The 26,978-nt window shown below is 67.5% G+C and carries 22 protein-coding genes; 13 read left to right on the top strand and 9 right to left on the bottom strand.

The window, feature by feature from the left end:
- Positions 1-80 precede the first annotated feature (80 nt).
- The 5 genes from BLR41_RS20355 to BLR41_RS20335 are packed head-to-tail and all read left to right on the top strand — an operon-like array spanning position 81 to position 7,243.
- Positions 81-2,186, top strand: coding sequence for a molybdopterin oxidoreductase family protein (locus BLR41_RS20355; RefSeq protein WP_092631720.1), 2,106 nt, complete (start codon positions 81-83; stop codon positions 2,184-2,186).
- Positions 2,171-3,628 (top strand): FAD-dependent oxidoreductase, encoded by a 1,458-nt coding sequence (locus tag BLR41_RS20350; protein ID WP_092631717.1) that lies wholly within the window; start codon positions 2,171-2,173, stop codon positions 3,626-3,628. Before BLR41_RS20355 ends, BLR41_RS20350 begins: the two co-directional genes overlap by 16 nt.
- Positions 3,625-6,168, top strand: a complete 2,544-nt coding sequence (gene nirB / locus BLR41_RS20345; protein WP_092631714.1) for a nitrite reductase large subunit NirB — start codon at positions 3,625-3,627, stop codon at positions 6,166-6,168. The genes BLR41_RS20350 and nirB overlap by 4 nt, the downstream gene beginning before the upstream one ends.
- Positions 6,165-6,488, top strand: coding sequence for a nitrite reductase small subunit NirD (gene nirD, locus BLR41_RS20340; RefSeq protein WP_092631711.1), 324 nt, complete (start codon positions 6,165-6,167; stop codon positions 6,486-6,488). Before nirB ends, nirD begins: the two co-directional genes overlap by 4 nt.
- Positions 6,485-7,243: a sirohydrochlorin chelatase gene (locus tag BLR41_RS20335; protein WP_245694619.1), complete on the top strand. Its 759-nt coding sequence runs from the start codon at positions 6,485-6,487 to the stop codon at positions 7,241-7,243. The genes nirD and BLR41_RS20335 overlap by 4 nt, the downstream gene beginning before the upstream one ends.
- A 494-nt stretch (positions 7,244-7,737) precedes the next feature.
- On the opposite strand, the gene BLR41_RS20330 is transcribed toward BLR41_RS20335, so the two are convergent.
- From BLR41_RS20330 to BLR41_RS20315, 4 genes are all read right to left on the bottom strand, one after another.
- A complete protein-coding gene (locus BLR41_RS20330) occupies positions 7,738-8,691 on the bottom strand; it encodes an EamA family transporter (RefSeq protein ID WP_092631705.1) in 954 nt (317 codons plus the stop codon).
- Positions 8,692-8,728: 37 nt separating this feature from the next.
- Complete coding sequence (locus BLR41_RS20325) at positions 8,729-9,475, bottom strand: SAM-dependent methyltransferase (RefSeq protein ID WP_092631949.1); 747 nt, start codon at positions 9,473-9,475, stop codon at positions 8,729-8,731.
- 176 nt (positions 9,476-9,651) lie between these two features.
- Entirely contained in the window at positions 9,652-10,035 is a 384-nt protein-coding gene (locus BLR41_RS20320; protein ID WP_092631703.1) for a hypothetical protein, read from the bottom strand.
- 274 nt (positions 10,036-10,309) lie between these two features.
- Positions 10,310-11,443, bottom strand: a complete 1,134-nt coding sequence (locus BLR41_RS20315) for a glutathione-independent formaldehyde dehydrogenase (protein WP_092631700.1) — start codon at positions 11,441-11,443, stop codon at positions 10,310-10,312.
- A gap of 295 nt (positions 11,444-11,738) precedes the next feature.
- On the opposite strand from BLR41_RS20315, the gene BLR41_RS23745 reads away from it, so the two are divergent.
- From BLR41_RS23745 to BLR41_RS20300, 4 genes are all read left to right on the top strand, one after another.
- On the top strand, positions 11,739-11,867 hold the full coding sequence (locus BLR41_RS23745) for a hypothetical protein (RefSeq protein WP_281240975.1): 129 nt from the start codon (positions 11,739-11,741) through the stop codon (positions 11,865-11,867).
- A gap of 276 nt (positions 11,868-12,143) precedes the next feature.
- Complete coding sequence (locus tag BLR41_RS20310) at positions 12,144-14,951, top strand: aconitate hydratase (RefSeq protein ID WP_092631946.1); 2,808 nt, start codon at positions 12,144-12,146, stop codon at positions 14,949-14,951.
- Between the two features lie 205 nt (positions 14,952-15,156).
- Positions 15,157-15,378 carry an HC3 family zinc finger protein gene (locus BLR41_RS20305; protein ID WP_092631697.1) on the top strand — a complete coding sequence of 74 codons (222 nt, stop codon included), beginning with the start codon at positions 15,157-15,159 and terminating at the stop codon, positions 15,376-15,378.
- On the top strand, positions 15,375-15,665 hold the full coding sequence (locus BLR41_RS20300) for a hypothetical protein (RefSeq protein WP_092631695.1): 291 nt from the start codon (positions 15,375-15,377) through the stop codon (positions 15,663-15,665). The genes BLR41_RS20305 and BLR41_RS20300 overlap by 4 nt, the downstream gene beginning before the upstream one ends.
- A gap of 43 nt (positions 15,666-15,708) precedes the next feature.
- On the opposite strand, the gene egtD is transcribed toward BLR41_RS20300, so the two are convergent.
- The 4 genes from egtD to egtA are packed head-to-tail and all read right to left on the bottom strand — an operon-like array spanning position 15,709 to position 20,138.
- Positions 15,709-16,680, bottom strand: coding sequence for an L-histidine N(alpha)-methyltransferase (gene egtD, locus BLR41_RS20295; RefSeq protein WP_092631692.1), 972 nt, complete (start codon positions 16,678-16,680; stop codon positions 15,709-15,711).
- A 4-nt stretch (positions 16,681-16,684) separates the two neighbouring features.
- A complete protein-coding gene (gene egtC / locus BLR41_RS20290; RefSeq protein WP_092631689.1) occupies positions 16,685-17,509 on the bottom strand; it encodes an ergothioneine biosynthesis protein EgtC in 825 nt (274 codons plus the stop codon).
- Positions 17,510-17,521: 12 nt separating this feature from the next.
- Entirely contained in the window at positions 17,522-18,868 is a 1,347-nt protein-coding gene (gene egtB / locus BLR41_RS20285; protein WP_092631686.1) for an ergothioneine biosynthesis protein EgtB, read from the bottom strand.
- Positions 18,840-20,138: an ergothioneine biosynthesis glutamate--cysteine ligase EgtA gene (gene egtA, locus BLR41_RS20280; protein WP_143013148.1), complete on the bottom strand. Its 1,299-nt coding sequence runs from the start codon at positions 20,136-20,138 to the stop codon at positions 18,840-18,842. The genes egtB and egtA overlap by 29 nt, the downstream gene beginning before the upstream one ends.
- A 189-nt stretch (positions 20,139-20,327) precedes the next feature.
- Between egtA and BLR41_RS20275 the strand changes: the two genes are divergently transcribed.
- From BLR41_RS20275 to BLR41_RS20265, 3 genes are all read left to right on the top strand, one after another.
- Positions 20,328-20,924: a TetR/AcrR family transcriptional regulator gene (locus BLR41_RS20275; protein ID WP_092631683.1), complete on the top strand. Its 597-nt coding sequence runs from the start codon at positions 20,328-20,330 to the stop codon at positions 20,922-20,924.
- A 138-nt stretch (positions 20,925-21,062) separates the two neighbouring features.
- Complete coding sequence (locus BLR41_RS20270; RefSeq protein WP_092631680.1) at positions 21,063-23,174, top strand: FUSC family protein; 2,112 nt, start codon at positions 21,063-21,065, stop codon at positions 23,172-23,174.
- 71 nt (positions 23,175-23,245) lie between these two features.
- Positions 23,246-24,313 (top strand): DUF3616 domain-containing protein, encoded by a 1,068-nt coding sequence (locus BLR41_RS20265; RefSeq protein WP_092631942.1) that lies wholly within the window; start codon positions 23,246-23,248, stop codon positions 24,311-24,313.
- 168 nt (positions 24,314-24,481) lie between these two features.
- On the opposite strand, the gene BLR41_RS20260 is transcribed toward BLR41_RS20265, so the two are convergent.
- Positions 24,482-25,963, bottom strand: coding sequence for a peptide MFS transporter (locus tag BLR41_RS20260; RefSeq protein WP_092631678.1), 1,482 nt, complete (start codon positions 25,961-25,963; stop codon positions 24,482-24,484).
- A 444-nt stretch (positions 25,964-26,407) separates the two neighbouring features.
- Between BLR41_RS20260 and BLR41_RS20255 the strand changes: the two genes are divergently transcribed.
- Positions 26,408-26,968 carry a TIGR03086 family metal-binding protein gene (locus BLR41_RS20255; RefSeq protein WP_092631675.1) on the top strand — a complete coding sequence of 187 codons (561 nt, stop codon included), beginning with the start codon at positions 26,408-26,410 and terminating at the stop codon, positions 26,966-26,968.
- Positions 26,969-26,978: the final 10 nt, after the last annotated feature.

Here is a 26,978-nt window from a genome sequence, read left to right as displayed (position 1 = left end):
TTCCAACGAATCCGTCGACCACGACGGAAGAGCCGAGTCACGGCGCCGCCGGCGACCGTGCGGACCTCGGGAGGCGGCGAATGACACGACACCAAGTAGCTACCCACTGCCCCTACTGCGCGTTGCAGTGCGGTACGGAGCTGAGCGAGCGCGCGGGTGCGGTCTCGGTTTCGCCGTCGTCGTTTCCCGTGAACCGCGGTGGGTTGTGCCGCAAGGGATGGACCGCCCCCGAGGTTCTGGGAAGTGCCGACCGCCTGCACGAACCGCAGCTGCGTACCGGGCGGGGTGAGCTCGCTCCGGTGGGCTGGGAGGAGGCGCTGGACCGGATCGGGAGCAACCTCGACGAGATCACCGCCGAGTCCGGCCCGGACGCCGTAGGGGTTTTCGGCGGCGGCGGTTTGACCAACGAAAAGGCCTATTCACTGGGGAAGTTCGCCCGGGTGGCACTGGGAAGCAGCCGTATCGACTACAACGGGCGATTCTGCATGGCCGCCGCGGCGACCGCGGGTAACGCGGCCTTCGGGGTGGACCGCGGCCTGCCTTTCCCCGTCACGGACCTCGGCGACGCGGAGGTGATCCTGCTCGCGGGAGGCAACCCGGCCGAGACGATGCCGCCGCTGATGCAGCACCTCGAACGGGCCCGGCTGGTGGTCGTCGATCCCCGCCGCAGCGCCACGGCGGAACGGGCCGAACTGCATCTGCGGCCGCGTCCCGGCACCGATCTGGCGCTCGCGTTGGGATTGCTGCACATCGCGGTGACCGAGGGGTGGCACGACTCGGAGTACACCGCACGGCGCACCACCGGATTCGAGCGGAGCTGGGCCCGAGCGGTGACCTGGTGGCCGGAACGGGTCGAGCGGGTGACGGGAGTTCCCGTATCGGCACAGCGGCAGGCGGTGCGGATGCTGGCCCGAGCACGGAGTTCCTACGTACTCACCGGCCGCGGCTCCGAACAGCACGGAGATGGCGCCGACACCGTGTCCGGGTTCATCAACCTCGCCCTCGTGTTGGGCCTGCCCGGAACGAGGGGCAGCGGTTACGGCTGTCTGACCGGGCAGGGAAACGGTCAGGGTGGTCGGGAGCACGGGCAGAAAGCCGACCAGCTGCCCGGCTACCGTTCCATCACCGACCCGCGCGCACGCGCACATGTCGCCGAGGTGTGGGGGGTTGCTGAGGAAACCCTGCCGGGGCCGGGGATACCGGCGACCCGGTTGCTGGAGTCTGCGGGAACGCCGGGGGGCATCCGGGCCCTGCTCGTGTTCGGCGCCAATCCGGTGCTGTCGGCGCCCCACGCCGGGCTGGCACGAGCGCAGCTGTCGAAACTGGATCTGCTGGTGGTCGCCGACTTCCTTCCCTCGGAGACCACCCGCATGGCCGATGTGGTGCTGCCGGTCACGCAGTGGGCCGAGGAGGAAGGCACCATGACCAACCTGGAGGGACGGGTGCTGCGCCGACGGGCGTTGCTGCCGCCTCCGGGAAGCGCCAGATCCGATTTGGAGGTCCTGCGGGAACTGGCGAGTCGCCTCGGGCAACCGGAGAGCCGCTTCCCGAGCCGGCCGAGCACGGTTTTCGACGAACTGGCACGGGCCTCGGCCGGTGGTCCCGCGGACTACTCGGGGATCGACTACGAACGCCTCGACTCCGGGCAGGCGTTGCACTGGCCGTGCCCGAAAACGCCGGACGAGCAGGCCTCGACACCGCATCCGGGAACTCCTCGCCTGTTCCTGGAATCGTTCGCGCACCCGGACGGCAGGGCCCGTTTCGCGGCGGTCGATTGGCACGGACCCGCTGAGGACACGAATCACGAGTACCCGCTTGTCGCCACCACCGGCAGGATCTCGGGGCACTACCAGACGGGTGAGCAGACCCGGCGTGTCGCCGAACTCGCCACGGACGAACCGGAGTCGTTCGTACGGCTGCACCCGGACACCGCGGCACGCCGGGGGGTGCACGACGGACAGCTGGCGCGAGTGAGTTCCGCCCGTGGCACGACGCTCGCCCGGGCGAGACTCGACGGTTCGATCCGCCCGGACACGCTCTTCCTGCCGATCCACTACGGCGGGTCCGGCTGCGCGAATCTGCTCACCAACCCGGTGCTCGATCCCCGGAGTGGGATTCCCGAGTTCAAGGTGGCGGCAGTGTCGATCTCGGTCGCCGAGGAGGTGCGCGCATGCCACGACTCGTGATCATCGGACACTGTCCCGCCGCACACCGGTTGGTCGAACGATTGACGGCACAGGACTACCCGGGAAGTATCACCGTGCTCGACGCCGCCGAGCAGGGGCCCCACAATCCCGCGTTGCTGCCCACCGTCTTGGCCCACGGGCTAGCCCCGGAGCTCGCGGCGCTACCGGAGCACCCCTCCCCGGCGCGGGTTCACCGGAACACGCGGGTCACGAGCATCGACCGGACTCGACGGCGGGTACGTACCGAGGCCGGTGAGATGTACGACTACGACGTACTGGTGCTGGCCACCGGAACCCGCGCCGTGGTGCCGGACCTGCCGGGAGTCTCGGACCAAGGCTTACCGGCCGGGAGAACCTGGCCACTGCGAAAACCCGACGAGGGTATTCGTATGCGCGGTCAGCTGGCGGCCGACGCTTCGGTCACCGTGCTCGGCGGCGGTCTGGACGGGGTGGAGACGGCACACGCGCTGGCCACGGCCGGCTACGAGGTCTCACTGCTGCACCGCGAACAGCACCCGCTCCCGCGGCGACTGGACCGCGCCGCAGGAAGAATCGTCGCGGACACGCTGCGCGACAACGGGGTGAACGTACTACCGGGTGAGACCGCGAGCGAGTTCCTGCCGGGAAAACTGGTGCTGGCCTCGGGTGAGGCCGTTTCCACCGAGGCTCTGGTGCTGCGCACCGGCACACGACCGGACACCGCCCCGGCGGGTGAATCCGGACTCGAGGTCTCGAGGGGAATCGTGGTCGACTCCGAACTGCGAACCGGCGATCCCCGGGTTCACGCGTTGGGGGGCTGCGCGGAACCGCCCCCGGGCGTGGCGGGCTCACTCCTAGAGTGGTGGGAACAGGCCGAGGCACTGGCGGCGATCCTGCTGGGAAGTGGCAACGACATCCCGCCGCAGCCCCACGGAGCCGGCAGGGTGCTACGTGCTCGCGGGGCGGGGCTCGAACTCGCCTCGATCGGATCTCCGGAACTGCTCACCGGAAAAGACCACGAGGTCGAACACGTCACGTTCAACGATCCGAAGCGACGGCGTTACGCGCGGCTGGCGCTGCGCGAGGACCGACTGGTGGCGGCCACCCTGCTCGGTCTGCCGGAAGCGATCGCCACGCTCAGCCAGCTGCACGACACCGGCATGCCGGTCCCTTCCGACCGGCTGGCGACGCTGCTCGACCTGCCCACCGGTTTCGGAACGGCAGGCAGCGTACCGGCCGATCCGGTGCTGTGCCACTGCAACAACGTATCCCGCTCCACGCTGACAGCGGCCTACCGCGACGGAGCGCGAGACGTGGCCGCTCTCGCCGCGGTCACACGGGCCACCACCGGCTGCGGAAGCTGCACCGGCGCCGTCCGCGAACTGTGCGGCTCACTGGCCGTATCGACCACCGAACGTGTCCCGAGCGGAACCGACTCCCCGGAACAGGAGGGTGCGGAATGAGCAAGACACTCGTCATCATCGGCCACGGCATGGTCGGAAACCGGCTGGTCGAGGAGATCCGCGAACGCGACTCTGCGGAGAACTGGCGGATCGTGGTACTCGGCGAGGAGCCGTACGCCGCCTACGACCGGGTGGGGCTGTCCTCGTACATGACCGGGTCCACCGCCGAGGAACTGAGCCTGCTCAGTTCCGGGACCCTGGAGGATCGACGGGTGGAGCTACGCACCGGGGTGGGCGCCACCGACATCGACCGAGCCACCCGAACGGTCTCCACCACTGCCGGTGAGACGCTGCGCTACGACGCGCTGGTGCTGGCCACCGGATCACGCCCGTTCGTACCACCGGTTCCGGGCTCCGATCTCGAGGGTTGCCACGTGTACCGCACGCTGGCGGATCTCGACGGTATCCGTTCGGCTGCGGTCCCCGGCAGCGACGGCGTGGTGGTCGGAGGTGGGCTGCTCGGGCTGGAGGCCGCCGACGCCCTGCGGGCTCTCGGAATGCGGGCTCATGTGGTCGAGGTGGCACCACGACTCATGCCGGTGCAGGTCGACGAGGGCGGTGGAGCCGTGTTGGCACGGCTCGTCGGCGATTTGGGACTCGAAGTCCACACCGGCGTGGCCACCTCCGGTGCCCACGCCGGTGTGGACGGCGAACTCGGTTCGGTGACGTTGACCGACGGCACCGAGATCGCGACGAAGCTGCTGGTGTTCTCGGCTGGAATCAGACCTCGCGACGAGCTCGCCGAACCGGCGGGACTACCGCGCGGGGGACGCGGTGGTTTTCTGGTCGACGGCAACTGCCGAACCGAGGATCCACGTGTCTGGGCGATCGGCGAGTGCGCGGCGGTGCGGGGACAGTGCCACGGCTTGGTCGCTCCCGGCTACCGGATGGCCGCGGCGGTGGCCGATCAACTCACCGAACGCGGCCATGCCGAGTTCCAGGGTGCCGACGGCGCGACCAAGCTGAAACTCGTCGGGGTCGACGTGGCCAGCTTCGGTGACGCGCACGGCACTTCCGAGGGGGCCCTGGAAGTCGTCTACGCCAACAACGCCGAAGGCACCTATGCCAAGCTCGTGCTGGACGACGACGCGAGCACACTGCTCGGCGGGGTGCTGGTCGGCGACGCGAGTGCCTACGACACGCTGCGACCGCTGACGGGAACCGCACTGCCCGCACCACCCGAACAACTGCTGCTACCCGCTGCGCGGTCCGGTGGGCCGAGCACCGGGGTTCTTCCGGGCGAGGCGACGGTGTGCTCCTGCCACAACGTGCGCAAGACGGACATCGCCGCGGTCATAGCGTCGGGGGCGGCCGAGGACGTGACCGGTCTCAAGTCGTGCACCAAGGCGGGCACCGGTTGCGGCTCCTGCGTCCCGATGCTGAAGAGCCTGTTGGACGAAGCGGGAGTGGCGACTTCGGACGCCCTGTGCGAACACTTCGCGCAGTCCAGGTCGGAGCTGTTCGAGATCGTACGGGCAACCGGCATAACGACGTTCTCCCGTCTGGTGGCCGAGTACGGCACCGGTCGGGGGTGTGACATCTGCAAACCGGCGGTGGCCTCCATTCTGGCGAGCTCGGTGAATTCGCACATCCTCGACGAGGAGCAGGCCGGCCTGCAGGACACCAACGACCGATTCCTCGCCAACATGCAGCGCAACGGCACGTACTCCGTGGTGCCCCGCGTGCCGGGCGGCGAGATCACACCGGACAAGCTGATCACGCTGGGGCAGGTGGCCACCGAGTTCGGCCTCTATACCAAGATCACCGGCGGTCAGCGTATCGACATGTTCGGCGCGCGGGTGGAGCACCTTCCCGAGATATGGCGCAGACTGGTGGAAGCCGGCTTCGAATCGGGCCACGCCTACGGGAAGGCCCTGCGAACCGTCAAGTCCTGTGTGGGCACCGACTGGTGTCGTTACGGCGTGCAGGACTCGGTAACCATGGCGATCCGGTTGGAAATGCGCTACCGGGGGCTACGGGCTCCCCACAAGATCAAGGCCGGGGTGTCCGGCTGTGCGCGGGAGTGTGCCGAGGCCAGGTCGAAGGACTTCGGGGTAATCGCCACGGAACGCGGCTGGAACCTCTACGTGGGCGGTAACGGCGGATTCGAACCGAGGCACGCCGAGTTGCTGGCTTCGGATCTCACCGACGAGGAACTGATCCGGCTGATCGACCGCTTCCTGATGTTCTACATCCGCACGGCCGAACGCCTGCAGCGGACGGCGGGCTGGATCGAGTCGTTCGACAACGGGCTGGAGCATGTACGCGAAGTGGTGGTCGAGGACAGCCTGGGAATCGTGGCCGAGCTCGAGGCCGCCATGGCCCGCCACACCGCCAGCTACACCGACGAGTGGCGGGCGGTGCTCGATGACTCCGAGAAGCTCTCCCGTTTCGTCTCGTTCGTCAACGCACCCGACTCGCCCGATCCCACTATCAGTTTCACCGAGGAACGCGGCCAGATCCGTCCCGAACCGATCGATCTTCCGACGCCGGTCGCGCAGCCGGGACAGGACCGAGTCACCGAGGAGGTTTCGGCATGAGGTGGCATGTTGTGTGCCGAGAACCCGATGTGCCCACCGATTTCGGAGTGGCCGCACTCGTGCGAGGACACACCGTGGCGCTGTTCCGTACCGGAGACGACGAGTTGTTCGCGCTGGGAAACGTGGATCCCTTCAGCGGTGCGGGCGTGATCAGCCGCGGCATCGTCGGGGACCGCCGGGGGGAACCGACCGTCTCCTCCCCCATGCACAAACAGGTTTTCTCGCTGCGAAGCGGGGAATGTCTCGACGATCCGGGAACCAGGCTGCCGATCTATCCCGTACGTTGCCGCGCCGGTGTAGTCGAGGTGGGCACCGATTGACCGGCCCGTGCGAGTTCCAACCAGGCGGAAACGGCACCTCGGAGAACGATGCCACCCTGTTGCTGGTGGCCCACGGCACCCGAGACCCACGGGGTGGGCGGGTGATCCGCCAACTGGCTCACACCGCCGGGAGCCGGCTGGGCGTGCCGGTACGCACCGCCAATGTGGACGTGGTCGGCCCCACGGTGGCCGAAGCACTGCGGGGAGTCAACGGACGGGTCGTGGCCGTTCCCGCCTTTCTGGCCTCCGGATATCACGTACGCACCGATCTTCCCGGCCAGCTCGCCGAGAGCGCGCACGAGGCCGAGGTGCGGGTGACCGATCCGTTGGGACCGGCACCGGAGTTGGCGCGGGTGATGCTGCACAGGTTGTGGGAGGTCGGATGGCGCCCCGGCGAGCCGGTGGTGTTCGCCGCGGCGGGGTCCTCCGACGAACACGCGCTCGGCGATGTGGATCGTGCCGCCGGACTGCTCGGAGAACTGGTTCGTCCCCAGGGCGAGCCACTGCCGGCGACCTACATCACCTCGGCGCGACCACGCACTTCCGAGGTCTGCGCGCGCGGAGGCGGCGGGGAGTTCCTCGCGCCCTATCTGCTCGCCCCTGGCCTGTTCCACCGCTGGCTTCGGGAGATGCCCTCGAGGGCGGTGGCCGGAACCCTGGGAGGGCACTCCGAGGTGGCAGGACTGATCGTCCGTCGCTACCTCGAGACGTGTCGTGGCGGCCCGGCGCGAGCCGCGATGGGGCCCACGGCGTGACGAACGGTCTCGCCGAGCCCGGATCGACCTGGAGCCACTGTGGCTCGCTCCAGTCACTTGCCCACCGGGTCGACTCGTCCCCATCGGTGACGTTGGCGGGTGGGTAAGGGGCTCTCGAACCGGTGCAGTTCGGCGCGGGCACCAGCGCCGAACTCCCGTCCATGTACTTACTGTTGATCATCACCTGGTAGCCGATCGGGTCACCGTCCGGAACCGAGACGTCGGCGGAGACGTCCCACTCGCCGGGCGGTACCGTCTCGGTGACGAGATAGGGCTTGCTGTAACCGCCGGAGTTCCAGTCGTGGCTGACCCCGCAGACATCGGAGTAGGCGTTGACCGAGTAGAGGTCGAGCGCGGGCACGTTGGCCTCGAGGTAAGGTCAGGCCCCCGTCCGGGCGTCGGTCGAGGTCGCCGGATGGTCGGGTTCGGTGGCGTGGATCCGCTCGGCCACCCTTGGTTCCTGCGTGAGAGCACACGACCCTTCCCGGAACCGTTCACACCCGCCCGTCCGACAGGGTTTCCTCCGTAGTCGCACCGACGGAATCCACTGGGCGGGGAGGTGCGCCCCACTGCGCGAGGAACGCTCCGAGCAGCACCAGCACACCACCGAACAACTGGACCGGCAGCAGGGTCTCGTGCAGCAACCACCAGGCGAGCACCGTGGCCACCACCGGTTCCAGATAGGCCACTCCACCCGCGATCGGCGCGGACAACCCCCGCACCGCCACGATGCCGGTGAGGTAGGCGAACACCGTGCTGACGAGCACGATCCAAACCACCGCGAACGCCGCGGGCAGCTGGTGCCCGGCCAGCTCGACCCGTGAGGTCAACACCGACCAGTCCATGCGCCACGGCCGGGCAGGGACGGTCATGACGAGAGCACCGACGAGGAGGCCGCACGCCGCCAGCGCGCTGGGTCTGACCGAGGCGGTGCTCTCGGAGAGCAGGAAATACGCGGCCTGACACGCCGCGGCCCCCAACCCCAGTAGCAATCCGACGGGATGCAGTGCGACGCCTGCCCAGACGCGCACCACGAACGCCAACCCCGTCACTGCCAGCACCACACCGAGCACCGCCATCGGAGTGACGGGGCGCCGCAGCACGAAACGAGCCCACGCCAACACCAGGACGGGCCCGAGGAATTCGATCAGCAGTGCCACTCCCACCGGGATGGTGGCGATGGCTCCGAAGTAGCAGGCCTGCACCCCGGCGACGGCGAACACTCCGTAGCCCGCGACGGCCACGGGGGCGGAGCGGACCGCCGAGCGGTACCGGAACAACAGCGGCGACAGCAAAAGCGCCGCCCCCGCGAGGCGCAGCCACGTGACCTGAAGCGAACCGAGGCCGGCGACCAGCAACGGTTTCGCGAACGGTCCCGACCCGCCGAAGAACAGCGCCGAAGCGATCGCGAAGGCGAGGCCGAGGCCGCGCAACCGTCTCGCGTTCATCGCCGCCCTCCCGAAGCAGGCGCGCGCTCACCCCGCATCAACACCAGCCGACCCCCGCGTACCCGTTGGCGTGAGCCGCGGAATGGCGCGGTGGATTCTCGTCGTCGGAGCGCCAGTCGGGCAGCAGCACCAGTCCGGGGTCGACGAGCCGGTATCCGGTCAGCAGCCGACCGATCGCTTCCCGGTCACGAAGGGTTACCGGAGTGGGGGTGGCCTCGAGCAGTTCGCGCACGGCCTGTTGCTCATCCGACGTGAACGCTGTTCCGGCAAGATGGGACACGGCCACGGCACTGCCCGTGCAGCAGGCATCACGGTAGGCGGCGAGCATAGCTCCGGGATCGTCGTGGTCGGGAATGGCGTGCAGCAACGCCACCGCGAGCACCGCCACCGGACGGTCGAAGTCGAGCAGCCCGGAAACCCCGGGCGCGTTCAGCACGGTGGCGGTGTCCCGCGCGTCGGCCCTGGTTATCGTGACGTTGGGAGAGTCACGCAGCAGTCGTTGGGCATGCGCCACGGCAACCGGCTCGTGATCCACGTAGGCCACTCGCGCCCACGGCGCCCGCTCGTGCGCTATCTCGTGCACATTGCCGGCCGTGGGAACACCGGAGCCCAGATCGAGGAACTGGTCGACTCCCGCGTCGAGCAGGTAACGCACCACCCGCCGCAGGAACGCCCGGTTCTCGACGGCGAAGGTCACCGAGGCGGGCGCGCGTTCGGCCGCCTCCTCCGCGACCCGCCGGTCGATCTCGAAATTGGCTGAGCCACCGAGAAAGTAGTCGTACATCCGCGCCAGGTTCGGCCTGGACAGATCCGGGTCGTCGCCGAGGTCGCCCTCGGGGTGCTGCCCGTCGATGATGTCCTCCCAAGCGGGTGGTGCCGGTTCGAACAGAGATTCTATCGAGCTTCTCGAGGCGGTTGGCGAGACCGATCGCTGCCTCCAGGCCGCGGGAAGGGACGGCCCTACCCGCACGTGAGGCGACACTCGCTGCTGTCGACCGCCTCGACGTGCAGTCGCAGCCGGTCGGTCTCCCGCGGCACGTCGGTGTAGAGCGAATGGCCGTGACAGAGCACTTCCAGGTCTCGCTCGAGATCACGACTGAGCTGGTCCTCGTCGGCGAGTTCGGCCCAGGCGCGTTCACCGAGCAACCGTATTCGGCGCCGCTGAGCGTGTTTGCGGGTCATCTCGGCCAGCCACTCGGCGGCGTCGTCGGGGGTGTGCAGCACACGATCCGGGCTGCGTGACAACCGCTTCGTCCGATCGCTGCGCTCGGCGGCGGAATCATCCGCCTCGACGTAGGCGTGCCAGTGTAGCCGGCCGTCGATCCAGTCACCGATCTTGTCCAACGTGGATTCTCCTGGTGTCGCCTTACCGACGGGAACGCTCCCCTACCGCGCCCCGTCGGATTCTCGCGAAATCACCAAGACCTGTGGTGCCAAACGCGGTTTTCGACACGATTTCGCGGTAGGGGTATCGACGCCGATACCGCCAGGAGGATTCCGGCCGCCCACGGCAGACATCCGGGCGAGGGCAGCGCGTACTCGTCGAAGGCTCGCCTCCCGTGCGTGAAAAGACCCGTGCCGACCGGGAGGCCGGGCACGGGTCGGAGGCGAGCCTCACTCAGGGATGCAGCACGACCTTGGTGTAGCCCTCGATGCGCTGGTCGAACTTGGTGTAGGCGCCGGGAGCCTCCCGGAGTGACAGTTCGTGGGAAACCACGAAGCTGGGCTTCGCCCGCTCGGCGATGATCAGGTCACGCAACTGACGATTGTAGCGTTTGACATTGCACTGCCCGGTCCCCATGACCTGGCCCTTCTCGAACATGCGTCCCATCTCGACCGAGAGCATGCCCTGCCTGGCGTTCTCGGTCGGGCCACCGGGATCGGAGGGAACGTAGAGGCCCGGGACACCGAGGCGCCCTGTCGGACGGACGCTCTCGATCAACGAGTTGAGCACCGTCGCGGGCTCTTCCCTGGAGGCGTCGGCGACCTGCGCCTGGTATCCGACGGCGTCCACCCCCTTGTCGGCTCCGGATCCCTCCGTCTGGTCCTTGATCAGTTCGACCGGATCGCCACGACTGAAGTCCACCGGTATCGCACCGATCTCGCTGGCCTTGGTGAGCCGTTCGGGAATGCGGTCCACCACGAACACGCGGGAAGCGCCGCGCAACAGAGCCGAGTAGGCAGCCATCAGCCCCACCGGGCCCGCACCGTAGACCGCCACGCTGTCCCCGGGAATGACCTGTGCCAGTTCACAGCCGTGGTAGCCGGTCGGGAAGATGTCGGCCAACAGTACGAAGTCGATCTCGTGTTCCCCGTTGGCAGGCAGTTTCAGGCAGTTGAAGTCGGCGTAGGGAACACGCAGGTACTCGGCCTGCCCGCCGGTGTAGGGCCCCATCGACACGTAGCCGTAGGCGCCCCCGGCGAAACCGGGGTTGACCGTGAGGCAGAACGCGGTGTTGCCCTCCATGCAGTTTCGGCAGAATCCGCAGGCGACGTTGAACGGCATGACCACGCGATCACCACGCTGCAGTGAGGTGACCCCGCTGCCGATGTCCTCGATGATGCCCATGTTCTCGTGGCCGAACACGATGCCCGGTTCGGCCGCGGTGCGGCCCTCGTACATGTGCAGGTCCGAGCCGCAGATAGCGGTGGAGGTCACTCGGACGAGTACGTCATTGGGGTGTTCGATACGGGGATCAGCCACCTCGGAGATATCCACCGAGAAGGGTTCCTGATAAACGACCGCCTTCATTGTCGACCCACCTTCCGTCATCGAGAGGCCGATGCCGTACGGATCACTGGGTTGCGGTGCCGGACGAACGCGGCCCGCTCGGGAGGGTCACTGTTGACCGTCCTGCTGCCGCTCGGCGGGAAAAGCTCCTTCGCTCGACACCGCATCCATGAGTATTCGCACGTCAGGTGTCTACCCACCAGTGTGCGCCGGTAACCTCGACCCGGCACTTCGTGTACGCAACGTCAGAAGGACACCTGCGGCACACCCTCCCAAGAGTGAAAGCAACCACGAAACGAATCGAAATAGTGACTGTATGAATTCGCCTCACGGTATCGACCACTACGACGCGACGTTCGCCCGGGACCTGGAGTGGTCCCGCAGGTTGCGCGCGCAGCTCGCGGAACTGCCCAGCACCGAGGACGACGCGGACGACGACTCCTGAGGCCGAACGCCCCCGTGGCGTACGGCACATGTCTCGGACATCTCGAAGGGACGCGCCGGCCACACCACTCGCCCGGGCAAAAATCGCGAGATTACGCGCACGGCCACATTCCGGGCTCGATTTCGCCTGACCCTGCCTTGAGCACGAATACAGGACAAGCGTACTGTTTAAACTGAAGCAAGGGTCCGCGCGCACGCAACACCGAAGTGCGCGAGACTTTTCCGGACCCGTGCCGTTCCCGAACTTGCGCACGCCCGTCACGAGATGGAGTGGAACGTGACCGCACCTGCGAGCAAGGACAGCTTCGGCGCCCGTGACACGTTGCGTGTCGGCGACTCCTCGTACGAGGTGTTCCGACTCGACGCGGTCGACGGCGCGCAGCGGCTGCCGTACAGCCTCAAGATCCTGCTGGAGAACCTGCTGCGTACCGAGGACGGTGTCAACATCACCGCCGAACACGTACGCGCACTCGGCAACTGGGAGCCCACCGCCGAACCGGACACCGAGATCCAGTTCACCCCGGGCAGGGTGATCATGCAGGACTTCACCGGTGTCCCCTGCGTGGTCGATCTCGCCACCATGCGCGAGGCCGTCGTCGAGCTGGGCGGGCAGGCTTCCTCGGTGAATCCACTCGCTCCCGCCGAGCTGGTCATCGACCACTCCGTGGTCATCGACGTCTTCGGGAAACCGGACGCGTTCGAACGCAACGTCGAGTTCGAGTACGGCCGGAACAAGGAGCGCTACCAGTTCCTGCGCTGGGGGCAGAACGCCTTCGACGAGTTCAAGGTCGTTCCTCCCGGAACCGGCATCGTGCACCAGGTCAACATCGAGCATCTGGCGCGGGGCGTGATGGCCCGCAACGGCCAGGCCTACCCGGACACCTGCGTGGGCACCGACTCGCACACGACCATGGTCAACGGCCTGGGCGTCCTCGGCTGGGGCGTCGGCGGCATCGAGGCCGAGGCGGCGATGCTGGGACAGCCGGTGTCGATGCTCATCCCCAAGGTGGTCGGCTTCAAGCTCACCGGCGACATCCCGCCCGGCGCCACCGCCACCGACGTGGTGCTGACGATCACCGAGATGCTGCGCGAGCACGGTGTGGTCGGCAAGTTCGTCGAGTTCTACGGCTCCGGGGTCGCCTCCGTCCCGCTGGCCAACCGCGCGACGATCGGCAACATGAGCCCCGAGTTCGGCTCCACCGCGGCGATCTTCCCGATCGACGAGGAAACTCTGCGTTACCTCAAGCTCACCGGCCGCCCGCAGGACCAGCTGGACCTGGTGGAAAGCTACGCCAAGGAACAGGGCCTGTGGCACGACCCGAACCACGAGCCCGAGTACTCCGAGTACCTGGAACTCGACCTCTCCACCGTGGTGCCCTCCATCGCCGGCCCGAAGCGCCCGCAGGACCGGATCGCGATCTCCGAGTCGAAGAGTTCCTTCCGCGGCTCGCTGCGTGACTACGTCCAGGTCAACTCGGACGACAGCGCTCTGGACGAAGCCGGCGAGGAATCCTTCCCCGCCAGCGACGCACCCGCGGTGACCCACCACGACGAGGGCGACAAGCCCAAGCTGTTCTCGGCTGCCGACGGCTCCGACGGCCGGGTCACCAAACCCGTCAAGGTAACTTCGGGGGAGCGGGGCGAGTTCGAGCTCGACCACGGTGCCGTGGTGATCGCCTCCATCACCTCCTGCACCAACACCTCCAACCCCTCGGTGATGTTGGGCGCGGCGCTGCTCGCGCGCAACGCGGTGGACAAGGGGCTGCAGACCAAGCCGTGGGTCAAGACCTCGATGGCCCCCGGTTCCCAGGTGGTCACCGACTACTACGAGAAGGCCGGGCTGTGGCCCTACCTGGAGAAGCTGGGCTACCACCTGGTCGGGTACGGCTGCACCACCTGCATCGGCAACTCCGGGCCGCTGCCCACCGAGGTCTCGCAGACGGTGCAGGACAACGACCTCTCGGTGGTCTCGGTGCTGTCCGGCAACCGCAACTTCGAGGGTCGGATCAACCCGGACGTCAAGATGAACTACCTGGCCTCGCCGCCGCTGGTGATCGCCTACGCGCTGGCGGGCACGATGGACTTCGACTTCGCCAACGACCCGCTGGGGCACGACACGGCGGGCAAGCCGGTCTACCTCGACGACATCTGGCCGAGCCCGCAGGAGATCCAGAGCACCATCGACTCCGCGATCACGCAGGAGATGTTCACCAACGACTACTCCGACGTGTTCGCGGGCGACCAGCGCTGGCGGGAGCTGCCAACCCCGGAGGGTGAGACCTTCGAGTGGGACCAGGACTCCACCTACGTGCGCAAGCCCCCCTACTTCGAGGGCATGGGGTCGGAACCGGACCCGGTCACCGACATATCCGGCGCGAGGGTGCTCGCCCTGCTCGGGGACTCGGTCACCACCGACCACATCTCGCCCGCGGGCGCCATCAAGCCCGACTCCCCCGCGGGGCAGTACCTGCGCGAGCACGGCATCGAGCGCAAGGACTTCAACTCCTACGGTTCACGCCGGGGCAACCACGAGGTGATGATCCGGGGCACGTTCGCCAACATCCGGCTGCGCAACCTGCTGCTCGACGACGTGCAGGGCGGCTACACCCGCGACTTCACCCAGCCGGGCGGTCCGCAGGCGTTCATCTACGACGCTGCGCAGAACTACGCCGCCGAGGACACGCCGCTGGTCGTCCTGGCGGGCAAGGAGTACGGCTCCGGCTCCTCCCGGGACTGGGCCGCCAAGGGCACCGCGCTGCTCGGCGTGCGCGCGGTGATCGCGGAGTCGTTCGAGCGGATCCACCGGTCGAACCTGATCGGCATGGGCGTCGTCCCGCTGCAGTTCCCGGCCGGGAGCACCGCCAGGTCGCTGGGGTTGGACGGCACCGAGCACTACGACATCAACGGGATCACCACCTTCAACGAGGGCGAGATCCCGTCCACGGTGCAGGTGACCGCCACCAAGGAGGACGGCGGCACCGTGGAGTTCGACGCGGACGTCCGCGTCGACACCCCCGGTGAGGCCGACTACTACCGCAACGGCGGCATTCTGCAGTACGTGCTGCGGAACATGGTCAACTCCTGACGGCTCGTGGAGTTCACCCTCGGCGCCGTGGGCCCGTCTCGGACGGCCCCACGGCGTCGAGCTCTTTCGAGAAGGACTAGGATCACACGGGGAGCCTCCGTCTTCGGAATCCCGGCTCATTCCGACGGGTGAAAACGGTCACAGTATACGTCCACGTGCATCACCCTCAGCGGGCTCGCGCGTCTCCCGTCATGGAGGTGTGATCATGACAAGTGAACTCAAACATCACTGGCAACCCGCCGAGAAACAGCGACACGCCATCGCAGGCCCCCTCCCCGGAGGCAAGCAGCACGACGAAGGGGAAAGACTCGACACGTTGTGCGGAAAGCGGGTCGTGGCGGCAGCGTCGAACGAGCTCAACTGGCTGTGGCCCACCTGCGACGCGTGCATGGACGTGGCCAAGGAACGTGTCGGAGCGACCGCATGAGCAGAACGATAGCCGTTCGGTACCGTGCGGGGCTCGTGGGTGAATCGCAGCGACAGGTCCATCTCTGCACCCTCGACGACGCGACGGGGCACGGCGAACTTCCGGAACACTGGTCAACCCACTGTGGACTGCGCATCCCGGACACGGTGGCCGAGACGGCGGACCGTCCCGCGGGCATGCCCTGCCTGCCGTGTCTGATGCTCACCTCGTCACCGCAGGAAGCCGCGGCGAGTATCGCGCCCGGGCTGCCACCCGATTCCGGGACACCGGGCGGACCGGCCGAGTGAAACCGGGCTGGACCACAGGACGGAACGCGCCGAAGCGACGTCCTCAACGGCTCCGGGCCAACGACACCGCGAAGTCCCCGGCTCGATCGGTCCACCACTCGACCGGTTCGAACCCCCCTTCGGCCAGTTCGGAGGCGACACGTTCCCTCCGGAACTTCGCCGAGATCTCGGTCTCGATCACTTCACCGGCGGCCAGCTCGATCGTGGAGTCCAGTTCGGCCAGCCGCACCCGCATGGCGCGGGGAGCACGCAGTCCGATCTCGATCCGTTCTCGTTCTCCGTTCCAGTCGGCGACGTGTTCGAACTCGCTCACCGGGAAATCCGCGTCGAGCTCGCGATTGAGCACGTGCAACACGTTGCGGTTGAACTCGGCGGTGATCCCGGCGTTGTCGTCGTAGGCACGCTGCAGCCGCGCGGGATCCTTGACGAGGTCGGTCCCGAGCAGCAGCCACTCCCCCGCCGCCAACGCTTCCCGAACGGTGCGCAGGAACCGTACCCGCTGCCGAGCACGCATGTTTCCGATCGTCCCGCCGAGCAACGCGACCAACCGCGTGCCCTCCTCCGGCAGTGCCGCCAGTGCGGTGTCGAAATCCCCCACGATCCCGTACAGCGCCGGTTCCGGATAGTCCGCCGCGATGGCTTCCAGCGCGCCGCGCAGGGCGGAGGCCGAGACGTCGAGCGGAACGAAGCGCCGCAGTTTCTCGTTCTTGCGCATCGCGTCGAGCAGCAGCCTGGTCTTGTAGGAGGATCCGGAACCGAGTTCGACGAGGGTGTCCACACCCGTGCGCTCCACGATGTCCAGCGCGTGCGTCTCGAGGATCTCGTACTCGGCCCTGGTCTGGTAGTACTCCGGGAGCTCGGTGATGCGTTCGAAGAGCTCACTGCCGTGGGCGTCGTAGAACCACTTCGGCGGTAAGCGTTTCGGGTCGGCGGTGAGTCCGTCCCTGGCGTCGGCGCGTAGTTCGCGAGCCACATCGGCCTCGGAACGGTGGTTGATCAGTTCGACGGCGCGCATCCGGTTACCTGCTCTCGGGGGTCGGGCTGTCTCGCAGTTCGATGTCCGGCAACGGAGTCAGCGAGGTCTCCTCGCGGTCGGCCACGACGAGGTGACCGTCCGGCACGGCATGCCACGACGATTCCTCCCGCACCGAACCATCGCGCTGGTCGCGGGCGACGGCTGGTAGTTCGAAGGGTTCGGACGCGATGACCACCGCGCGGTCGGTCCGGCACACCGACAGCGAGTGCGTCCAGGTGGTTGCGATCAACAGGTTCCCGTCGGAGAGCAGCATGTTCATCCGCGCGTCGGGAACGGCACGGACCACTTCGACCAGCGTGTCGCGAACCGCGTCGGCGGGGGACTGTCCTTCGAAGAGCCGATGCGACAACAACGCCCAGACGGTCGCGGAGTCCACGGGTGCTTCCGATGCCAGCAACCGCACCGGGTCGAGCTTTTCGGCCAGTTCGGCCAGCGCATCCGGCCAACCGGGCACGGATCCGTTGTGGCTGAACAGCCAACGCCCCGCTCGGAACGGAGCGCAGGCCGTCCGCTCGGCCGAGGTCGACCTGGTGGCGGATCGAATGGCGCCGACCAGGGTTTCCGCCGACACCTCGGGAGCCAGGGCGGCGAAGTTCTCGTCCGCCCACATCGGCCCCACTGCGCGATACCTACTGGGCTCGGCACGGTCGGCGCGGTACCAACCGACCCCGAAACCGTCCACATTGATTGTTCCTCCCAGACGCATGTCGTTCGGCGCCCAGGTTTGTTCGAGCAGGCCGTGGGACGGACGCAGTAGCAGCTCGTCCAATCCCACCGGCGGGCCCAAATATCCGACATGTCTGCACATGGCCACGTCCGCTCAGTCGAGTTCGGCCCGCGAAGGGGTGCGTGCACAGCGGAATCCGGCGAAGATCTGCCGCCGGATCGGAAAGTCCCAGTTACGGAAGGTTGCCCTGCAGGCCGCGGCGTCGGTTCCGAACGATCCGCCGCGCAGCACCTTCTGCGACGTACCGAAGAAGACCTCCGAGTACTCGCGGTAGGGAAAGGCCTCGAAACCCGGGTAGGCGGCGAAATCGGAGGACGTCCACTCCCAGACGTCACCGATCAGCTGCCCGGCGCCGCACGGCGCCCGCCCGGCGGCATAGGCACCCGCCGGGGCGGGACGCAGGTGCCGCTGGCCCAGGTTCGCCCGTTCGGGAGTGGGTTCGGAGTCACCCCACGGATAGCGCATGGACTTCCCCGTGGCGGGATCGAACCGAGCCGCCTTCTCCCATTCCGCTTCGGTGGGAAGCCGCTTGCCCGCCCAGTTGGCGTAGGCCTGCGCCTCGTGGAAGCTGACGTGCACCACGGGCTCGTCGGGCGGAACCGGCTCGATCCGGCCGAACCGGCGGCGCCACCAGGTGTCCCCACTGCGGCGCCAGAACAGTGGGGCGCTCAGTCGTGCGTGTTCGCGGTGTCGCCACCCCGCCTCGCTCCACCAGCGGGACTGCTGGTACCCGCCGCTTTCGATGAAACGGAAGAAGTCCGCGTTGGTGACCGGGTGGGTGTCGATGCAGAAGTCGGCCACGTGCACGGGGTGGGCGGGGCGTTCGTTGTCCAGCGCCCAGGGCTCGGTGGACGTTCCCATCGTGAAGCCGCCCGCCGGGACGAACACTTCCGTCGACGGCAGCGGGGTTTCGGCCATCGAGGGTGGTTCCGGAGCGTGCAGCACGGGCTCGCCGCGTCGTAACTGGTGAGTGGCCAGCATGGTCTCGTCGTGCTGCTGCTCGTGCTGCACGATCATGCCGAAGGCGAAGGCCCGTTCCACCAGACGTCCGCCCTCCAGACGCACCCGGTGCAGCACGTCCTGGGCCTTGTCGCGGACGGTCGCGATGTAGTCGCGTGACTCGCCGGGACCGAGCAGTGGCAGTTGGGGGCGATCACACCGCGAGTGCTGGAAGGCGTCGTAGAGATCGTCGATGTCGGGGCGCAGTGCGGGGCGTCCACCGACGTCCCGCACCAGCCAGAGCTCCTCCTGGCTGCCGACGTGGGCCAGGTCCCAGACCAGTGGCGACATCAACGGGGAGTGCTGCGCGACGAGATCGTCGTCGTCGACCGCGTCGGTGAGGGAGATGCTGCGCTGCCTGGTCCGCTCCAGCTCAACGGCGACGCGATTCTTGAGATCGTCCGGGGCGAGTTCAGCCGATTCGGGGCCGATAGTGCTCACGTCGTCCTCCTGTGGTGGATGGCTCGTGCGCCGCGCGGGCTGTTTCGAGGCGCCGCCGTACGGTTTCGGCAACCCGTTCGGCCAGCCCCGCGGGACTGTCGGGCAGGGCTTCCAAACAACGACAGGCCAGGTCGAAAACGGCCTCGGCCGCCCGGGCGAGTTCGGGATCGGCGAGTCCGTGACGCGCCGCGTCCACCCATCTGTCGGCGACCTCGGAGGTCTCCTCGATCACCTTGTCCACGGCGGTTTCGCTGCGGAACAGGGCGATCAGTGCGGCGGCGGGCAGCATCCACTCGTCCCCCTCCTGCGCGTCGAGGTAGCGCACCTCGAAGTAGCCGCGGGGACGTACGGGGGAGAACATGGTGGTCAGGTGATAGTCGAGGTCATCGCGCGTGGGGGCTTCTTCGAGTGAACCGCCGATCCATTCGGCGAAGCTGATCCCGTTCGGAGTGGTCCAGTCGCCGTTGTCGCGTCGCAGACACACCACCGGAACGTCCAGCACGTGCCGCGCCCAGTCCGCGGCCGGATCGGGTGTGATCGGCGCGGGACGCGTCCGGGGCGGATCGGTGTGCAGCAGGGAGCGTGCCCGGGCCGAGGCCCATCCGGTGTCGCCTCCCAGCATGGTGGAGGAATTGGCGAACGTCGCTGTCAGGACCGGTCCGAGGGCGTGCAGCGCCGCCCAGCGCGGTCCGAGGCGGTCCCGCTCGCCGATGTCCAGACACACCTGTATGCCGGCTGTACTGCACATCATCCGCTTGCCACCACTTCCGATGCGCTCGAACGCGTGCTCCATGGCCGCGTAACGCGCCACCGGGAGCAGTCGACGTGGTGGGCGCCAGGGATCGATACCGCGAGCGCCGAGCACCAGGCCGGCACGGCCACACAGTTCGCGGACGTAGGCGATATCGCCCGTCAGGGATTCCAGCAGCGTACTCATCGAATCGTGCACGGCACTGGAGATTTCGATCTGGCCGCCCGGTTCGAGAGTCAGTGCCGATCCGTTCGGCAGTCCGTCGTTCGGGCTTTCCGGGGCCAGTGAGCCGGGAGTGTGGGATCCGAGGGCCCGTCTGAGGCGTTCGGGATCCAGCGGCTTTCGGGGATTTTCGGCATGGTGGACGGTCCATTCGAGTTCGATGCCGAGCCAGCGGGGTGGACCGTGTTTGAAGCACACCGAGGCAACGTAGGCCTCCGCGTCGGCACGGCTCCGCAAGCGCGACTTGGGTATCTCGTGGACCGCCGGGTCGACGGGATCATCCCGATCGATGGGCATGGCCACGTTCCATCACCGCCTGTGTTCTGGTGGACACGTTGACATTACCGTCGCTCGAGGGGATACGCACCACTTGCGGTCCGCGAGCGACGGCTGTTACGAAACCCCGGATCACGGTGAGTGGGCGGACGAGTTCACAAAACGTACGTACGGATTGCAAGAACACCGGCGAGCTGCGACGATCAGTTCATGCCCCGCGTGAGCTCGGACCACCTGCAGGCGCGACGCCGTCAGATTCTGGACGGCGCACGTGCCTGCTTCGCCAGGTACGGCTACGAGGGTGCGACCGTGCGCAGGCTCGAAGAAGCCACCGGGCTCTCCCGCGGCGCGATCTTTCACCATTTCAAGGACAAGGAGTCGCTTTTCCTGGCGCTGGCCGAGGACGACGCGGGCCGGATGGCCGACGTCGTGGCCGAGCAGGGACTGGTTCAGGTGATGCGCAACCTGCTTTCCGATCCGCACGGCGGCGGAAGCGTTCCCGGCGCGGACTGGCTCGGCACCCGACTGGAGGTCTCCCGCAGACTGCGGACCGACGAGGAGTTCCGCGGCAGGTGGGCACAACGTTCCGAACAGCTCACCGCCGCGACCCGGGAACGGCTCAACCGGCAGCACCGTTCGGGCAACCTGCGTGACGACGTCGATGTGGACGTGCTCACCGCGTACCTGGAGCTGGTACTGGAAGGACTCGTCTCGCACCTGGCCATGGGGTTCCCCGCCGACGACATGGATCCGGTGCTGGATCTGGTGGAGGAGAGCGTACGTCGCCACCGTGGCGGCAAGGTGTGATCCGGCGCTCCCCATCCCGGGCGAGCACGGCGTGTGCGATGCCCTGAACCGACTACGGGCGTAATCTCGCTCCCGGCGCGACCGACAACCGCGAGCCGAGGAGAAGCAGTCGGTCAGTGACGGCAGCCGGAGGCACGCATGTGGAGCGAGTGGTGGAATCGCTTCGTCGCCTCGGACCCCGCACTGCGCAGGTTCCGGACCGCCGTTCGGGTGGTTTCCTCGGTCGCCCTGACCCTGCTGGTCATGTTGCCCACGCTCGCGTGGCTGGGGCTGGCGCTGCCCAGCGCACTGATCGGCGCGATCGTGGCCATCCAGTCCTCCGTGGCGGTCAACGATCCCACCGAGCGCGGCAAGTTGATCACTACGCTGCTGATGCCGCTCCCCACCACGGTCAGTCTGACCTTGGCCACCCTGAGCAGGCCGATCCCGTTCCTGTCGGTACTGATCTTTCTGGTGGTCATCTTCACGGCCACCTATGTCCGCCGGTTCGGAGTGCGCTACTTCGCGCTGGGCTTCGTGGGGTTCTTCGGCTACTTCTTCGCGATGTTCCTGCGCCCGAGCCTCTCCCAGCTTCCGGTGATGGCGCTGGCCGCGGTTTGCGGTGCGCTGGCGGCCTGCCTGTTGCGCTTCGTACTGCTGCGGGACGACCCGCAGGGAGTACTCCGCAGGGGCAGAAGGACCATCAGGGCCCAGGTGCATGCGCTGCTGCACACGGTGCGCGATCTGGCCGAACACCCCGGCTCGACCACACGGCGCCGTCGAGTGCAGAGCCGTTTCACCCGGCTGAACGAAACCGCGCTGATGCTCGAGGGCACGGTCGAACAGCTGACCGGCATCGACGAGCGGGGCAGAACCAGGCTGCGACAGCGACTGCTCAACGTCGAACTGGCCGCGGAGAACCTGCTCACCCCACTGACCAGGGCGATCGATCACCCTTCCGGAGCCGTCCCCGCACTGACCCCGCTGCTCTACCTGCTGCGTACGGACCCCGCCGAATTCCGCAATGCCGCCAAGCGCGTCGCCGAGGAAGTGGAACGGCAGGGATCGGCCGAACTGGCCATGACGGTGCGCAGACTCGGTGCGGCGCTGGCCGAGCTGGCCGAGGCGACCTCCGAGCTCGGCAGCGACTACACCGCGGACGAGTCCGCCTCCGGACCACCCGAGAGCACCGGAACCGAGCAGGGCACCGACGAGCAGGACGAACCACCGGACTCCGAGACCGGACTCCGGCGCCTCGAGGTACGCACGGCGGTTCAGGTGACCACGGCAGCGGCGCTGGCCATCATCGGCGGACAGCTGGTGTCGCCGAACCGCTGGTACTGGGCGGTGATCACGGCGTTCGTGGTGTTCATCAGCGTCAACAGTCGCGGTGAGCTGCTGGTACGTGCCTGGCAACGCACCGCGGGCACGCTGTTGGGGGTGCTGGCCGGGATTCTGGTGGCCTCCCAGGTGACGGGGTATCTGGCCACCGAACTGATGCTGATCCTGCTGTGCCTGTTCCTCGCGTTCTACTTCATCGGATACTCCTACGCCGCCCTGACGTTTTTCATCACGACCGCACTCGGGTTGCTCTACGGGATCCTGGGCACCTTCTCCGTCGCGGTGCTGGAGACCCGGCTGGTGGAAACGGCGATAGGGGCGGCGGCAGGCGTGGTCGCGGCCGTGCTGATCCTGCCCACCAGCACCCGCTCGGTGGTGCGTTCGCGTTCGGAGGACTTCCTGCTGCAGCTGCGGGATCTGCTTCACAGGGCCGGGGGCGACGTCGAGGCCGACAGAACCGTCTCCGGGCTGCGCGAGGACGTACGGGAACTGGACGACCGGTTCCACCGACTGCGCGGCAGCGCGCGGCCGCTGACGGGGTTGCGAGTGCGTTCGCAGGGAAGTCGGCTGGAACGAGAGCTGACCATGGCGTCCGGTTGTGCCTACTACATCCGCAACCTCACCGTGGTGCTGGGCAACAGCGCCGAGATGATCGACGAGGACACCCGAAACAGGCTGGTCGAACTGCTCCGGTGCATGGCGGAAGCGGCGGAGGCACTGACCGATCGAGGCACTCGGAACTTCGACGAGATAGCCGAGGAGATGCTGGAGCGCACGGAGGAGCTGCACGACATCGCGGAGACCCTGCCCTCCGGCCCCACCTCACTGCATCGCACGGTCTACCTGCTCGACCGGGTGGGCCGGATCCTGCAAGACCTCGGGCGGGAGTTCGGAGTCGCCGAACACCGGGAAACCGAACCGGCGCGATGAGGCGTGTGCTCGCGGACGAACGGCCTCCCGCAGCCGGAGCGGAGCACTGGGAAGGCAGCATAATGCGGACCATGCACCACGAAATCGAACGGCGGATGGCCCTGCGGTTCCACGAGGAGTCGGTGGACGCGGAAACACACGTCAACATCTCCGCGATCCGGGGCGACGACGGATGCCTGTGGTTGGCGGGTGACGAGACCGCGACCGTGGAACGAATGCGTATCGCGGAGGGGGAACACCCGGATTCCTACGGTGAGCAGCGAACCTTTCGGCTAGCCGATCTCGTGCCGCTGCCCGGTCCCGCCGCGGAGGAGGCCGACATCGAAGGCCTCGGCCTGGGCGGGGACTGGCTGTGGGCGGTGGGTTCGCACAGCCTGGTGCGCAAGAAGATCAAACCCAAACACGACGACACCAAGGCGGCCAGACGACTGGCCAAAGTCCGGGACGAGGCGAACCGGCACATCGTGGCCAGGTTGGCGGTGGAACGCGACGGTGACGGCCCGCCACGACTGGTACGTGAGGCCTCGGACGGCAGGCGCTCAGCCGTGCTGGGAGCGCGCCGCAAGGACAGCCTGACCGAGGCGTTGGCCGTGGACCCGCACCTGAGTCCGTTCCTGCGGATACCGGCCAAGGACAACGGGCTCGACGTCGAGGGGATCGCGGTCAAGGGGCAGAATCTGTTCCTCGGCCTGCGGGGCCCGGTGCTGCGCGGCTGGGCCGTGCTGCTGGAGATCACACCGACCGAGGGAGCGGAGGCCGGTGAGCTCACCCTGGGCGGCTTCGGGGGATCGCGTTACCGCAAGCACTTCCTCGATCTCGACGGGCTCGGGATCCGGGACCTGTGCCCGCACGGTGACGACCTGCTCGTACTGGCGGGGCCGTCCATGGACCTCGACGGACCGATCCGGGTGCATCGCTGGCGCGACGCGGCGAAGAGCGAGGCTCCCGAGGTGGTGCGTTCCGAGCAGCTGCCGGTGGAGCTGGAACTGCCCCACGGAGCCGGTGACGATCACGCCGAGGGAATCTCGGTCGTCTCGGAGTCGGACGGCGAGAAACTGTTCGTGGTCTACGACAGTCCGGCCGAAGACCGGTTGACCGCCGAGCACACCGTGCTGGGCGACATATTCGCGCTGCCGTGATCCCGCACGGCCCGAGCCGGGCGGGACGGAGTGGTCGAGCACTGCTGCCCGGCTGGGAGGCAACGGGGTCCCGAACGCCGTCCCGCTCACGAAGGGAACCGCGCCGCGCACCTCACCGGAAAGGGTGCGCGGCGCGGGAAGTACCGGGGCGCGGCAGCGAGGGCCGGGTCAGTTCACACCGTGCATGTAGCTCTTGACGCGCGGCGACAACAGCGCGAGCAGTACCGCCAGGGCGAACGTGACCAGGGCCACTCCGCCGAAGTACATGTCCTGGTGCTGTTCCGAGTAGAGCTTCGCGATCTGCGCCGCGACTCCCTGCCCAAGCGCCGGAGCCAGGAAGTACAGGCCCATGGTCTGCGAGGAGAACGCGTCCGGAGCCAGTTTGGTGGTGGCCGACAGCCCCACCGGGGAGAGCATGAGCTCACCGACGGTGAACAGCACGAACACGAAGGCGATCATCAACGGGTTCAACAGTCCCTGTTCGTCACGGAACAGCCCGGCGATGACCACCCACAGGAAACCGAGTGCGACGAAGAAGAGTCCGCCGGTGAACTTGATCGGCGTGCTCGGCTGCCGGTTGCCCAGTCTGGTCCACATCCACGCGAACAGCGGTGCCAGCACGATGATGGCCAGCGGATTGATGGACTGGAACCAGCCCACCGGGAAGTCGAAACCGAACAGCGTGGTGTCCGTCTGCTGGTCGGTCACGATGACCAGCGTCGCCGCCTGCTGTTCGAACAGCAGGAAGAAGACCGCGGTGGCCACGAACAGCGGGATGTAGGAAAGGAGCCGGTCCCGTTCCATCTTGGTCACCTGGTTGCTGCGGAACATCACCAGGAAGTAGGCGACGGGAAGCAGGATCGAGACCAGAGTGATCGTGTTGATCAGGCCGGTGACTCCGAAGATGGCCAGCGCGGCACCGAGCACCACTATCGCGGCGACGGCGATGAGCCCGACGCGCCCGAGAACCTGGTTGCGCCGGTGTGCCGGGAGGGGGTTGACCGGCTGACTTCCCACGCCCGCGAGGCGTCCTCGGCCGAGCACGTACTGCGCCAGCCCGAGCGCCATTCCCACGGCTGCCGCGCCGAAGCCCCAGTGGAATCCGGGTCCGGCAGCCAACGCCGGGGTCAGCAGTTGGCTGGCGAAGGCCCCGATGTTGATTCCGGTGTAGAAGATGGAGAAGCCGGCGTCCCGCCGCGCGTCGTCCTTGTGGTAGAGACCACCGACGACGTTGGAGACGTTGGGCTTGAGCAGACCGGTGCCGAGCACGATCAGCGCGAGCCCTGCGCCGAGGGTGTAGTAACCGCCCGGGAAAGCCATGCAGACGTGCCCCAGCATGATGAGCACGCCGCCGTAGAAGATGGCGCGTTGCGCGCCGAGAACACGATCCGCGAGCCAGCCACCGGCGACACCGGTCAGATAGACCGAAGAGCCGTACGTCAACACCAGCGACGCGGCCACCGACTCGGCCATGCCGAGGCCGCCCTGGGTAACCGCCGTGTAGAGGTAGAGCGCGAGTATGGCGCGCATCCCGTAGTAGGAGAAGCGCTCCCACATCTCGACGAAGAACAATGTGGACAAACCGGGGGGTTGACCGAAGAACCCTTTCCCGCGCGGCTCGTTCGTAACCGTGGAGGTGTTCACGATCACGTCCTCTCGTACGCATGGCTAGGCAGCGGTGGCCACCTGACAACTTGCGGCAGGATACGTACTTCTTCGCAGGCCACGAGCACTGGGTCCATCAAAGGTGTGACGTCTGGATGAGCAGATGTTTCACAGGTGGACAACTCCGGGAATCCGGGGTCCGAGCCTGTTCACGCGAGGGATGTGGCACGTTCCGGGGGTCACACATTCCGTACCGACCGGGAGTGCTGCGTAACGGATATACTCACGCCACGTGAGCGACCTCACCCTGGAGCTCTCGACATCCGAGGCGGAACGCGGCGGTCGACGGGTCCGCGAGACCGGGTGACACGGAACGCCGGGACCCGGTCGCACCGCGTCGGTCCCGAGTCCTCGACCCGAGAACCATTGTGCGAGTCTTCGAGTCGCACACCAGCGGCACCCTGGAAAACGCAGAGCCATGGAGCGGAGATGGAACTGTTGCCCGCGCACCGGGCGGCGATGCGCGAATTCGACAACCGTGTTCGTCGAACCGGAATCGACCAACTGGACAACGCGACCCCGTGCAGCGATTGGCGGGTACGCGATCTGCTCAACCACCTGATCGGTGAGCAGCTGTGGGCGCCCTGGCTGCTGGAGGGACGCACCCTGCGGGAGGTCGGTGACAGGTTCGACGGTGACCTGGTGGGCGAGGACCCACAGGCGGCCTGGGACCGGGCCAGTTCCGCGGCACGAGCGGCCTGGGACAACGCGAAGCTGTCCGGCCGGGTAAACGTCACCGGCGGAAAGATCCCCACCGAGGACTACGGCTGGCAGATGACGATGGACCTCGCGGTGCACGCCTGGGACCTGGCGAAGGGCATCGGAGCCGACACCGGGCTCGACCCGGAACTGGTGGAGACGATACGAACAGTGTTCGAACCGCACTTGGAGGCACTCGCCGACTCCGGGCTCTTCGCACCGGCGAAACCGGTCAACGTCTCGGCGGCCCCGCAGAGCCGCCTGTTGGCGATGTTCGGCAGGCAACCCTGAGAGTCCGCAA

The sequence above is a fragment of the Actinopolyspora mzabensis genome, from assembly GCF_900101095.1.
GTDB classification, from domain to species: domain Bacteria; phylum Actinomycetota; class Actinomycetes; order Mycobacteriales; family Pseudonocardiaceae; genus Actinopolyspora; species Actinopolyspora mzabensis.
The sequence above is the reverse complement of the archived record's forward strand: the minus strand, read 5'-3'. Positions and strand labels throughout refer to the sequence as shown.